18 protein-coding genes are annotated in these 12260 nt (G+C 46.8%); 3 read left to right on the top strand and 15 right to left on the bottom strand.

Going from position 1 to position 12260, the window contains the following annotated elements:
* Positions 1-40: 40 nt before the first annotated feature.
* The 8 genes from KBW69_RS16130 to folC all read right to left on the bottom strand — a co-directional run bounded on the left by KBW69_RS16130 (position 41) and on the right by folC (position 4589).
* Positions 41-316 carry an ISAs1 family transposase gene (locus tag KBW69_RS16130; protein ID WP_257281512.1) on the bottom strand — a complete coding sequence of 92 codons (276 nt, stop codon included), beginning with the start codon at positions 314-316 and terminating at the stop codon, positions 41-43.
* A gap of 44 nt (positions 317-360) precedes the next feature.
* Positions 361-681 (bottom strand): nucleotidyltransferase family protein, encoded by a 321-nt coding sequence (locus tag KBW69_RS16125; RefSeq protein ID WP_257276499.1) that lies wholly within the window; start codon positions 679-681, stop codon positions 361-363.
* Positions 678-1109 carry a nucleotidyltransferase substrate binding protein gene (locus tag KBW69_RS16120; protein WP_257276500.1) on the bottom strand — a complete coding sequence of 144 codons (432 nt, stop codon included), beginning with the start codon at positions 1107-1109 and terminating at the stop codon, positions 678-680. The genes KBW69_RS16125 and KBW69_RS16120 overlap by 4 nt, the downstream gene beginning before the upstream one ends.
* Positions 1102-1608 (bottom strand): hypothetical protein, encoded by a 507-nt coding sequence (locus tag KBW69_RS16115; protein WP_257281511.1) that lies wholly within the window; start codon positions 1606-1608, stop codon positions 1102-1104. Before KBW69_RS16115 ends, KBW69_RS16120 begins: the two co-directional genes overlap by 8 nt.
* Positions 1601-1933, bottom strand: coding sequence for a nucleotidyltransferase domain-containing protein (locus KBW69_RS16110; RefSeq protein ID WP_257281510.1), 333 nt, complete (start codon positions 1931-1933; stop codon positions 1601-1603). Before KBW69_RS16110 ends, KBW69_RS16115 begins: the two co-directional genes overlap by 8 nt.
* Positions 1934-2057: 124 nt before the next feature.
* Positions 2058-2549 (bottom strand): hypothetical protein, encoded by a 492-nt coding sequence (locus tag KBW69_RS16105; protein WP_257281509.1) that lies wholly within the window; start codon positions 2547-2549, stop codon positions 2058-2060.
* A complete protein-coding gene (locus KBW69_RS16100) occupies positions 2546-2827 on the bottom strand; it encodes a nucleotidyltransferase domain-containing protein (RefSeq protein WP_257252536.1) in 282 nt (93 codons plus the stop codon). Before KBW69_RS16100 ends, KBW69_RS16105 begins: the two co-directional genes overlap by 4 nt.
* 442 nt (positions 2828-3269) lie before the next feature.
* Positions 3270-4589 carry a bifunctional tetrahydrofolate synthase/dihydrofolate synthase gene (folC, locus tag KBW69_RS16095; protein WP_257281508.1) on the bottom strand — a complete coding sequence of 440 codons (1320 nt, stop codon included), beginning with the start codon at positions 4587-4589 and terminating at the stop codon, positions 3270-3272.
* Positions 4590-4692: 103 nt separating this feature from the next.
* Here folC and KBW69_RS16090 point away from each other — a divergent pair, with 103 nt between their 5' ends.
* The 3 genes from KBW69_RS16090 to KBW69_RS16080 all read left to right on the top strand — a co-directional run bounded on the left by KBW69_RS16090 (position 4693) and on the right by KBW69_RS16080 (position 5885).
* On the top strand, positions 4693-5127 hold the full coding sequence (locus KBW69_RS16090) for a DUF29 domain-containing protein (RefSeq protein ID WP_257252533.1): 435 nt from the start codon (positions 4693-4695) through the stop codon (positions 5125-5127).
* A 249-nt stretch (positions 5128-5376) separates the two neighbouring features.
* A complete protein-coding gene (locus KBW69_RS16085; protein ID WP_257276502.1) occupies positions 5377-5622 on the top strand; it encodes a CopG family ribbon-helix-helix protein in 246 nt (81 codons plus the stop codon).
* A complete protein-coding gene (locus KBW69_RS16080) occupies positions 5619-5885 on the top strand; it encodes a type II toxin-antitoxin system RelE/ParE family toxin (RefSeq protein ID WP_257276503.1) in 267 nt (88 codons plus the stop codon). The genes KBW69_RS16085 and KBW69_RS16080 overlap by 4 nt, the downstream gene beginning before the upstream one ends.
* 146 nt (positions 5886-6031) lie before the next feature.
* On the opposite strand, the gene accD is transcribed toward KBW69_RS16080, so the two are convergent.
* From accD to KBW69_RS16045, 7 genes are all read right to left on the bottom strand, one after another.
* On the bottom strand, positions 6032-6961 hold the full coding sequence (gene accD, locus KBW69_RS16075) for an acetyl-CoA carboxylase, carboxyltransferase subunit beta (protein WP_257281507.1): 930 nt from the start codon (positions 6959-6961) through the stop codon (positions 6032-6034).
* 90 nt (positions 6962-7051) lie between these two features.
* Complete coding sequence (trpA, locus tag KBW69_RS16070; RefSeq protein ID WP_257281535.1) at positions 7052-7855, bottom strand: tryptophan synthase subunit alpha; 804 nt, start codon at positions 7853-7855, stop codon at positions 7052-7054.
* Positions 7856-7872: 17 nt separating this feature from the next.
* Positions 7873-9102, bottom strand: coding sequence for a tryptophan synthase subunit beta (trpB, locus tag KBW69_RS16065; protein ID WP_257281506.1), 1230 nt, complete (start codon positions 9100-9102; stop codon positions 7873-7875).
* Entirely contained in the window at positions 9099-9710 is a 612-nt protein-coding gene (locus tag KBW69_RS16060; protein WP_257252526.1) for a phosphoribosylanthranilate isomerase, read from the bottom strand. Before KBW69_RS16060 ends, trpB begins: the two co-directional genes overlap by 4 nt.
* A 270-nt stretch (positions 9711-9980) precedes the next feature.
* Positions 9981-10580 (bottom strand): KTSC domain-containing protein, encoded by a 600-nt coding sequence (locus tag KBW69_RS23850; RefSeq protein WP_257281505.1) that lies wholly within the window; start codon positions 10578-10580, stop codon positions 9981-9983.
* Positions 10581-10725: 145 nt separating this feature from the next.
* Positions 10726-11190 carry a hypothetical protein gene (locus KBW69_RS16050; protein WP_257281504.1) on the bottom strand — a complete coding sequence of 155 codons (465 nt, stop codon included), beginning with the start codon at positions 11188-11190 and terminating at the stop codon, positions 10726-10728.
* Positions 11191-11206: 16 nt separating this feature from the next.
* Complete coding sequence (locus KBW69_RS16045; protein WP_257281503.1) at positions 11207-12127, bottom strand: hypothetical protein; 921 nt, start codon at positions 12125-12127, stop codon at positions 11207-11209.
* Positions 12128-12260: the final 133 nt, after the last annotated feature.

Genomic DNA, 12260 nt, shown 5'->3' with positions numbered 1-12260 from the left:
GAACTTCAGCCAGAAAGCGTGTACTCATAGCTGCTATCTTTTAATTTCTCTTCAGACCTGCTTTGAAGGTTTTCGTGTTGTTCAGCAGATTGACTGCAATATGTCTAAAGCCTGCTAAAATTTCTGCTCCGTCATTTCTTCGGATGCGACACTCGTCTTCTCTCATCGCAATATCAAGTTTCCAGTGAAGTTTATTCTCGATGTGCCAATGCTCCCGGCTGGCCTTACCCAATTGCTCAGCCGTTAGCTCTGCAGAGCTGATGTAGTCGAAGGAAAAATTCACAAACTCATCGAAGATATCACTGATAAAATACATCCGGCTTTCTGTGCGGCCATGACCTGTTTCTCGGGTCATATAGCTTATTGAATAACAACAAACTTCTCTAGAATCACTTTCCGGAAATTCTCAGGCACCTGATCCCAAACAAAAAGATCGACCCGAAATGGCAGGTTACTTTCTTCCAGCGCTTCCCGAAGTTCAGCTATCGCAATCGCTTGTTCCGGGCCGGAAAAGATCACCATATCAAGATCCGATGCGAAATGGGCCTTGCCAGTGACTCTTGAGCCATAAGCCCAGACTGTGATATCGGGCAAATGTTTTTTTAGCAATGCCTGTAGTAGCATCCGTTCATCGCGCGTCAGGTCAATGGGTTCCGGGGGATGATTGGTAGAACCGTTCATTCCCAGTGTTCTCCGCTCATGGTCTCGTATAGGGCAATCGCATCTTTTATAAAATCACCCATTAAATCAAGTGCTACCTTTGCTTTTTCACCATCATAATCATGAGATGTATCAATACGGCTATCCGCATAGATCAACCATTGCGAAATATCCGACGGCAATAGTCTATTTTCATTGGCAATCCTGAATAGCGGTTTCGGGCTGTTGGGAACGTCGGGTAACCCCAGACTGATTTTCAAATAGCGTTTTAGCACTTTCCAGAGACGGTCATAACAGGTTTCAAATCGCCGGATAACGGATTCCGATACTGCCTCTTGCAGCCAGCCGGGTAATGTGTGATCAAGTGTCTGCTGATGATGGTATTGAGATTCCAGCAGTGTTAATGACTGTTTGAACTTTCCGTATTCGATTTTAATGTTGTCAGCCACCGTTGCACTCCCCAGGCAAAATAGCACCATAGCGCAAGGCAAAATCCCGAATATTGCGGTAGACCTTTAACAACTTGCTGGCCAGCGGCATGGCTCGATTCAATGTCTCGGCGTTCAGTTCGCTGTCTTCCGGGTAGTCATGGGCAAAAGCATTACGCATCTCAGGAAATAAAGGCCATTGGGCTGCATTATCAATGGCCCCTATTTTTTCCAGCCGGTTGAGCTTGTCGATAAAGGTGTTCAGTGCCCCCTGCTCTCCCACTAAATCCAGAACGTGAGGAAAGAGTTTTACCCCCATGGCATCCTGTAATTTACTGAACCGGGTGGAAAATTGGTCCATGTAAGCCACTTCAGTCGGGGTAAGGTTGTCAAATGCATTGACACTTAATGGAAACAGGCTTTCCACTTCGGCCATCACCCATTCAAGACGCAAGGCATGTCGGTCACAAATCCAGAGGGTGCGCCCGGTAACGTCTGCAATTTGTCGTCCGCTACTCATTCATTACCCCAGCTCTGTTGCCATTGAGTCGAATCCCGGTACTTCTGGCTTCATGGTGAATCGCTTCCCGGCGTTTTCCTCGTCGGTAAATGACCAGGTCAATTTTCTGGTCACCGATGTGCTGTTTGATGTCCACCAGGCTGTGGAGTTTGGCATCAAAAACCGCTTCCGGACTTTGCAGGTCGGTTTCTATATAGAGATCAATATCACCGCCACGCTGGTTATCATCAACTCTTGAGCCGAAGAGCCAGATGTCAGTTTTGGCACCAAAGTAATGCTGAAGCACGTTGCAAATATGGGCCGCATGTTCGTTTGTGATTCTCAATGGTATTAACCTGTCGTATACACCCACGAGAAAATCATGAAAGTGCCTGCCCAGCAAGGACTTCAGGGATTTTCATGATTTTTCCCTGTCCTAAACCCTGACTACAACATCAGCAAGAGTGATGCTAACCACCATCATACCGCCGACAATACCCCCTAACCCTCTCAGCAACATCAAGCAATACTGGCACAAATTTGAGAACCTGAGGAAAAATCAGGGTCAAAGCCTCTGGCTGATATTCATGGGCAATACTGTTTCTCAGTTCACGAATTTCTATAAATTCAATGGCGTTATTAATCAGACCTTTTTTCTCAGCCCGGTTGATTCTGTCGCGAACGGTACCTCCATGCTCCAGATCTATAACATCGATCAGGCGGAATATTTTCTGCAGCAAGATGTCATTAAAACGGGCAAAGCGAGCGGTGAGGGATTCAAACTTTTCCAGATCTTCAAGCTCTGGCATGCTTTCCTTTTGAAGGCTCACAGACTGGCAACGAGCCAAAGACCATTCAAGCAACTCCTCCATGTGCTTCATGCTTTCCAACTGTTGCTGCAATAGCAACAACTGGTCTTCTTTTATCGCTACCCGTCGTTTTTCGGCTTTGCCTTCATTCACAGAGAAACTCCTTCTGCCAATGCTATTCGAGTAAATGGGTCAGAATCATCAGCAGCAATGACCAAGTCTATTTTTTGTTCTCCCAGCTTTTCATAGAGCGCTAACCTGATCTTCTGTTTATCCGCCGAGTTCAATTTATGCGACAGAATCAGTAAGTCTATATCCCCACCTCTGGCCTGGTCATCAACTCTCGATCCAAAAAGCCAAATTTCAGCATCAGGGTCAAGCTGCCGGATAACTGTCACAATGGCTTGCTGCTCGGATTTAGTCAATCGCACCAGACACTCTCTCAATCATTGCTTAATTTTCACCTGCCGACTTCTTTAAGCTGGCTGAGCCAGTTCTGACAACAAACAAACCTCTTGCATAAGCTTCGGATTTTATGATAGTTGACATTCTCGCCGAGCAAGACTTTTACTCTTTAAAATTCCGAAAAATAAAAAATATACCCAGCATTTATTCACGCTACCGCCCTTCAGATTACACTCTCTCTGAAAAGCAGCTTAAAAATTACCTACTATTTATTGACTAAATAGCTCTAGCAGGTATTGCAAAACCAGGAAGTTTGTGATCGACAGACTTATCTAACCATCACGCAGCATTACGATAAAGGGGTTAATCCTACACATGATCATCAGTGAAAACCACCTGCATTAAACGACAACTTTACAAAATAACCTTAAATACACTCAGGAAAACGAGACAATAATAGAAGATAAATCAATTCGAAGGAGAAACTTCAGCACCACCGCACAAAATTGCACCAACCATCAAAAACGAACCCACAACAAGCACCCTGTCCCTGCTAGTTGATACTTCTTTTAGTTGCTGAAAACCTAACTCTACATTTTCAGCGATAACAGGCAGTAGTTCAGAATATCTGGCAACCGCTTCACTCAGAACAGTCTTATCAAGCGCTCTGGGCGAATCAAAATCGGCAACCACCCACTCATCGACCACTTCAGACAGAGACTCGATAACTCCGTGATAATCCTTATCTTTGTAGATCCCAATCAGTGCACGAGTTTTTCCTGAGACCGGATCTGCCTTCAGGCGCTCTGCCAGCTTTGTTGCTGCCTGCGGATTATGCGCAACATCGAGAATAGCCTGAACTTTTTTCCCCCTTTTATTGATCTCCATCACTTTTTCATAACGACCAGGGAGGCTCGATATTTTTAAACCTTCTACGATTGCATCACGGCTTACAGCATCAGGTAAAAACTGAATTGCTTGCAGAGCAGTAGCAGCGTTATCAATAACTAATGCGGGCATAGGCAGGTCGACATACTCAATACATTCACCCGTTTTGTTTAAACCCTTCCAACTCCATGTTCTACTTTCTTCTTTTAGCTCGAATTCTTTATCTCTTCTGTACAGAGCTGACTCCAGCCTGACAGCTTGATCGACGATACTGCCTGGAGTCTCCACACCACCAAATATGGCTGGTTTTTCGGAGCGAAAAATACCTGCTTTTTCTTTTGCGATCGCTTCAATACTGTAACCCAACCAGTCCTGATGATCCAACCCTACTGTAGTGATTACGGAGACATCCGGCTCAATCACATTAGTGGCATCCAGACGACCGCCCAGCCCAACCTCCATAAGCGCAATGTCTACTTTTTCTTTCTGAAAAACATCTACGGCCAACAGCACTGCGAATTCGAAATAGGAAAGCCAGTCACCGCCAAGCCCGTCGTTCACTTTTTGAAAGGAGGCACACAGGCTTTCATCGCTTGCTTCAACACCATTGACTTTAATACGCTCATTGAATCTGTGCAGATGCGGAGAGGTGTAGACGCCTACTTTGTAACCAGCAGCCGAGAGAATAGACTCAAGAATAGCGACCGTTGACCCCTTACCATTAGTGCCACCAACCGTGATAACGAAAGGAGCAGGTTTTGTAAGATCCAACCTTTCAGCCACTTTTCTTATACTGTCCAGCCCAAGTTCCATTTCGTGTTCAGGCCGGGTGTTTTCCAACCAGTCAAGCCAATCAGACAGCTGCTCGAAGGGAGGCTGACCGTTTTGCTGGTATGTCATGCAGGGGATTCCTTAGAAGAACATCTTGGGGGACGTATGGTTGCATATTTGCTCAAATCATTCTACATCTGACCTTCGGGTGAATCCATTGTTGGGAATTTCGATGACTCAACAGCTTTACGAGACTGATTTTTATAGCTGGACACAGCAACAAGCCAATTTAATCCGTCAGGGTCGACTGGGAGAACTGGATTTGGATAACATTCTCGAGGAAATCGAAAGCATGGGCAGAAGCGAATATCGCCAGCTGAGTCATCGACTGGACGTATTGCTCATGCATCTTTTGAAGTGGAAATTCCAACCTGAAAACAGGAGCACAAGCTGGCAGGGCTCAATCAAAGAACAAAGATTCCGCCTAAAAAAATTCATTGAGGAAAATCCGGGACTTAAGCCCAGACTCCCTGAGGCAGCTGCCGAAGCTTACGACGCTGCAAAAATCAGAGCATTCAAAGAGACTGGCCTACCAGAAACGACATTTCCCACACAATGCGAGTGGCCCTTTGAACAGGTGATCAATGATGAATTTTGGCCAGACTAACTCATTAATAAATATCTAGTGTAGTGCGACTAACTAACAGTACATAAAGACTCGTAGCAGCTATTGCTGATGTCATTCCAACCACTCAAATCGTTCTACGTCTGGCTTTGAACGGGTGATCTCTAATGAATTTTGGCGAGGCTAAACATGCCTCAAATTAAATACCCCTGAGCTTATTATTGTTATTTGTGAAAGGTCGTACTACCTTGAACTACTGCAAAATACTCCAGAGAGAGCAGCGCTATGCCCATGGCAGTCAAAAGCGTAAAATTTGAACAGGAAACGCTTGATAAACTTAATGAGCTAGCACGGATAAGAGATCGAGACGTCTCTTATCTAATCCGTGAAGCTGTGAATGATCTGATTGACAAGACAGCGTGGCAAATAGAAGAGGTTGAAAAGACACTAGAGGGTATTGACTCTGGAGAAGTCTCTACAAGACCACTGGGTGACTTTTTGACAGAAGCCAAAGAAAGTCTGTCTAAAAAGCCATGAAGTCAAGAATATCAAAACGAGCCGAGGATGACTTCCTCAGTCATATCGAACACCTTGATCGACTACACCCAAATGCTGCAGGCAAAATCGCTCAATTTATGTCGGCTACCCTGGAGCAAATTGAAGCATTCCCAGAGGCAGGCCATAAGGAACGCTTATATCGAAAGCTACCTGTTGCCGGAACTGAATACGTAGCTTACTACCGTATCAGTGCAGACGTAGTAGACATAGCCAGAATACTGCACTTAAAGCAACTCAGATGATTTTAAAAATCCCCTGCGCTCACTCTGATTTAAAAAAACAGCAACTTCAGGACGCATAGCCACATTAAGCCCAACAACGTATATTCACCGTTGTGCAAGATCAAGAAAAAAGCACTTTTTGAAATCTCCGGCCAACTTTACAGGTATCACCCAGTTGCAGTAATCACGTCTTCCCCATCTGCACCGAATTCCGAATCCGACTCAACAGGCACTGAAGCCATTCCCTGCATTTTTCTGCAAAGTCGAGCGACCGTCGAACGCATTTCGCCCCGATCAACAATCATATCGATTGCCCCATGCTCCAGCAGAAACTCACTACGCTGAAAACCTTCAGGCAACTTTTCACGAACCGTCTGTTCGATCACCCGTGGACCCGCAAAACCGATTAATGCACCGGGCTCGGCAATATTCACATCACCCAGCATAGCCAAAGAGGCAGATACACCTCCATAAACGGGATCTGTGAGCACAGAGAAATAAGGTACTCCCTGTTGTTTCATTCGCTCTAATGCCGCACTGGTTTTTGCCATCTGCATCAGGGAAAACAAAGCCTCCTGCATGCGGGCACCACCACTGGCTGAAAAACAAACAAAAGGAACCTTGAGTTCCAGACTCAGCTCTGCGGCACGGGCAAACTTCTCGCCAACAACAGAACCCATTGATCCACCCATAAAGCTGAATTCAAAAGCCACAGCAACCACAGGCAGACCATCCAGCTGGCCTTTCATAGCGACCAGAGCATCTTTTTCACCCGTCTGCTTTTGAGCAGATGCCAGACGGTCCTTGTATTTCTTTGAATCCCGGAACTTGAGCTTATCGACAGGCTCTATCTCAGAGAACAATTCTTCAGTAGTGCTTTTGTCCAGAAAGTACTCCAGACGCTTTCGGGCACCGATACGCATGTGGTGACTGCATTTTGGACAAACGTACAGATTTCTCTCAAGCTCTGGGCGATACAGAACCGACTCACACTTAACACACTTGCGCCATAATCCTTCTGGCACATTACTGCTCTTCTGCTGACTTGTAGAACGTGACAGCGAAGGTATCAATTTATCGACTAGCCAGTTACTCATTCACGCTACCTGTCTATTGGCAAGATTGAAAATAGAGAGCGCCTGAATGTTCAGGGCACTCCCTATTGTCTATCGCCTTAATTCATCGGGTTAACCTTTATCCATTGCCTGACGCATTGCTTGTAGATGACCAGAGACCCGGTCGATAGCACCTTCGCCCTGGCGTTGGTAATTGGCCAGCTCGGATACCAACAGGGACCCTACTACCACACCATCTGCAACCGAAGAAATGGCTGCTGCAGACTCACCATCACGAATACCAAAACCGACACCAACAGGCAGGTCGGTAAACCCTTTGATGTGAGCCACTCTGGACTGAACACTGCCGAGATCCAGCTTGTTTGAGCCTGTCACTCCCTTCACTGAAACGTAATATACGAACCCTGAAGCAACAGAGCAGATCTTTTGAATGCGCTCATCGGTGGTAGTGGGCGTAATCAGGTTGATCATATCAATCTGCCTGGGCTTTAAATGCTCAACCAGACCGCCAGCAAACTCCGCGGGCAAATCAACAATCAGTACACCATCGACACCGGCTTCAGCGGCCCGCGCAGCAAACACCCCATAACCCATAACTTCTACCGGGTTAAGGTAGCCCATCAGGACAATCGGGGTCGTATTATCGTTTTCCCTGAAGCGAGTTACCATTGAAAAAACGTCATTCAATGTAACACCTTGTGATAATGCCCGCTCATGAGCCTCTGCAATCACCGGTCCGTCAGCCACGGGATCCGAAAACGGGAAACCCAATTCGATCAGATCAGCACCGCTGGCTACCATCTTGTGCATGATGTCTACGGTCTTATCCGCCGGATCACCCGCCGTCATGTAGGGCATCAAGGCCTTACGACCTTCCGAAGACAATCGCTCAAAGCATGGTTTAATTCTCATTATGATTTCTCCCTCAATGCTTAGAACGTAAGTCCATCAATTTCAGCCACGGTATGAATATCCTTGTCGCCCCGACCAGACAGGTTGACAAGAATAATCTGATCTTTCTCCATGGTTGGAGCCAGCTGCTCAGCAAAAGCCAGGGCATGAGAACTCTCAAGAGCCGGCATAATACCTTCCATACGTGTCAGGTTTCTGAATGCAGCCAGAGCCTCATCATCTGTGACACAGGGATATTCAGCACGACCCACAGATCTGAGATGACTGTGCTCGGGGCCTACTCCCGGATAATCCAAACCAGCCGATACTGAATAGCTTTCAGTTATCTGACCATCGTCGTCACACATCAGGAAACTGCGCTGCCCCTGGAAAACGCCCTGCCTCTCTCCAGACATTCTTGCAGCATGCTCTCCAGACTCAACACCGTGACCACCGGCTTCAACACCGTAGATTTTGACGTTTTCATCCTGCAAAAATTCGTAGAATAATCCCATAGCGTTGGAGCCACCACCTACACAGGCTACCAGAGCATCGGGCAGACGCCGGGTCATTTCCAGACATTGCCTGCGAGCTTCACGACCAATAACACTCTGAAAATTACGCACCATTTCCGGGTACGGATGAGGACCACAAACCGTTCCCAGAATATAAAAGGTTTCTTCCGGACGGGTTACCCAGTCACGGAGTGCTTCGTTGATAGCATCTTTCAGTGTTTGAGAGCCACTCTCTACCGGCACAACTGTGGCCCCAAGCAGCTTCATTCGGTAAACATTCAACGCCTGACGTTTAACGTCTTTGGCACCCATGTAAACGATACATTCCAGACCCAGCCTCGCGGCAACCGTGGCGGTAGCTACACCATGCTGACCTGCACCGGTTTCGGCAATGATCCTCTTTTTACCCATGTGTTTGGCCAGCAGCGCCTGACCAATTGCATGATTGATCTTGTGGGCACCGGTATGATTCAGATCTTCACGCTTCAGGTAGATTTGTGCACCACCCAGACTTTCAGACCAGCGCTCAGCATGATAGAGCGGTGAGGGCCTGCCTACGTAATGAGCCAGATCACGGTCAAAATCAGCCTGAAAATCGGGGTCATTCCAAAGCTTCTTGTAGGTCAATTCCAGCTCTTCAAGAACACACATGAGTGTTTCTGCGACATAGCGTCCACCAAAACGACCAAAATGACCGGATTCATCCGGCAGCTCGTGCAACTTTTTATAATCCAGAGTCTTATAATCTACAGTCATTGTTTTACCGCCTCGACAAAGGCTTTCATCTTTTCGGGGTCTTTGCCCCTGTCATTCTCTACACCACTGCTGACATCGACAGCAAAGGGCGCAACCTGTTCTATGGCTTGCGAAACGTTCTCAGGATTCAGACCACCCGCCAGAATAACGGGCTTATCCAGACTGTCCGGTATCAACTGCCAGTCAAAAGCCTCACCGGTTCCGCCGGGTATACCTTTACGATAAGAATCCAGAAGCAGACCACAGGCACCGGGATAAGCGGCAGCACTTTCCTTAACAGACGTCCCGGGACGTACTCTGAGTGCCTTGATATATCTTCTTCGCCATCGCTCACACTCCTGATCGGTCTCATTGCCATGAAACTGCAACAGATCCAGCGGGACGTGATCCAGAACCTCCCGGATAACGGATTCCTCAGCGTCAACAAACAAACCCACCAGGGTGATAAAAGGTGGGATTGCCGTGGCAATTTCTCGAGCCTTACGGACGGTCACAAACCGCTTGCTGGGCGCATAAAACACCAGACCCAGTGCATCAGCACCCGCATTAACCGCTTCCAGCGCTTCTTCTACAGAGGTGACTCCACAGACCTTGATCCGAGTCTTCAACGATACCTCTCCTAATGCCTATAGCTGATAAAGAACGCCAATAGCATTCGATGACAGCGAACTCTCCCGATCATCAGACAAACCGGTTCAATAAGGTTTCTATGATGAGTAAGCGATGGGAGTCATTGAACAGGATGCTTCCATACAGCTTCCCCCTGCAGGAGCAGGAAATGAAACAGGATCTGAAAGCAGAAGGTGGATGTTAGCAGAAACAGCCGACTCTTGTCTCATACTGAAAAGACAAGAGCCAAATCAAGAGTAAGACTCACCTCAGTTCAAACGCCTGGAAGGGTATTGCCCCCTGATGGCCAGATTGTAATAACGACCGACAGAGTCAGCAGACAGCAAATCCTGATAGACACTCTTAGGCACATCGTAATATCGATAGAGACTGTCACTACCCACAAACTCGATTTCCAGTATCCGGGCTGTTGGATCATAGCCTGCAGATGCCAGCGCCGATGAGTCTACCGGCTGCCGATCAAAGGGTAAGGTTTCCAGACTGTAGGCAACGCTTCTGATCTGGTCCTTCAACAACTGGCCACTGGGATCACCTAAAACATAACTCATCCCAAAGCTATGATTTTTCCAGTCGTCGCTCACAGTACTGTTTGTTACATTGGCAGGTAAAGGTCCAAAGGCAGCGCTTCTCAATAAATTAATCACCAGATCATCAAAAAGCGTCAGGTATCGGGTCACACTCTGCTGATCAACTGGATAACTCAAGGGATAACCTACCTGACTGGCCGGAGTCGCCACTGACACCATGCCCATTAACTTCAACTCATTCCAGGCAATACCGGCAGTCGAAGTCTGATAAACCGAACGCCAGGACTCATTACCATAAAAGTTCCCCTGAGAATGAGCCACTAGCAGCCTGTCGGACTTAAGACTGTCCTACTGCGGTTGCAATAAATTGGTCTAAAAATTCCTGCTTCTTCGTCAAATAGCTCGCTATTCTCCTCAGAAGCAGAAATTTTTATCCTCAATTTCTTGCAATCCTCGCTACGGACGCTTAAGTCCGACAGGCTGCTAGCAAAACCTTCCGGCATTGGTTGATGTCTTGCGTGTATTGACTGATATGCCTGCGAAGATCACTGTCGAACAGGTAACTGAATGCATCATAGCTGGTTACAATCAGCTCCAACCCTTCCCGGAACCAGTCCGGTGCCAACTCCAGACCCGAAAGCCACAACAAAAAATTACTGTAATCCTGCAGCAGCTTTTGTCGCGCCACTTCGAGTACTTGATCGACAGGGTTTTCATTGTAGTTATAAGAAAGCTTATAGTTGATCCTGTAGCCGGGCAGCTGATTTCTCATCAGTCGAATTAAGCTATTCCTTGACTCTCGAGCAGCTTTTTGACTATTAAACATCCCATTACCGTAGTAAAGAGCCAATTCGGGTGGAGAAACCTGACATTCATTTGCATTCACTATTGAAGCCGCTAGCAAAAGCAGCACTATCAAATAATTTTTCATATTCTTCCCTGAATATTTAGTTCTGCTGTTCACGTTTAAAGTTACATTGACTCTCCAAATCATCAGTCAAAGTGAATGTCATACCGCTGAAGTAACTGTTTAGCTTGTTCCATGCCCTCAATCTCTCTGACGTATTGTATGTTTTTGCTTCTAACTCCAAGAGAAACTTTGTTGCCTTATCCTCCAAAACAAATGACATACAGTCCAGTGCGGCGCCTGTTTCTGGCTCAAGAGCTATCACTGCGTTTTGGTCATATGCGCTTATCAACTCTTTCTGGAGACTATTGGCAAATGACAGAGCAGCTTTCCTCTCCTTTTCAGAACCTCCTAATGCTCTCTCAATAAACCGTTCAACATCATCACGAACACCATCTTGATTACTGTCAATTCCTGCCAGACCTATCAACCCATCCTCACCAGGATCAGTTGGCAGATCGAATAACCAGCGAGTGTCGACAGATTGCAGACACTGCTCCCAGGAAAGGCTTTCAAAGCGCTTATTCTTGTTCAATACCAGACAGTAGCGACTATCTCTGAATTGAAAGCTCAAACGTTGCTGCAGATACCGAACCGGATAAAGGACACCAAATTTGCGCTCTGACGTTAATGGATAAAACTGCTTGCGCCATCGGAAAACATTCAGCCTTCTGCCTTCTCCAGAAACCACCTCATCTTCATCTACCTCCCAGTCTTGCATTTTGTCCTGATCACAAGACCGGGAATAGGCCAATCTTCCACCGCTGAAGTGAGGCAGCCAGTTAAACTTTTTTTTAATATTCTGACTCCATTGGTCTCGCTCCTTCGAACCCTCCTGCAGACAGACCCCCTCCTCCTGACCGCCCCATTCCAGTGATCCGGCCCGAGTGAATCCACTCAACACCAATAGAGCTGCAACGAAGACAATAAAGCCTACTGTAGACATATGTCGTTTTCTCATCACCCATCCCTGGTTGCCTTAAAATAGCCATGAACGAAAAAGCATTTTCGCGGCTGTAAAGGATACTAATCGATAAAGCCAGATGCCCTATTCAATAACAGACCCCACAGGACACCGGGTTGTCAAGGAACCT

The organism is Endozoicomonas sp. ISHI1, assembly GCF_024606225.1.
Lineage (GTDB): Bacteria > Pseudomonadota > Gammaproteobacteria > Pseudomonadales > Endozoicomonadaceae > Endozoicomonas_A.
Note: the sequence above shows the minus strand (reverse complement) of the source record. Positions and strands in the feature narration are given on the sequence as shown.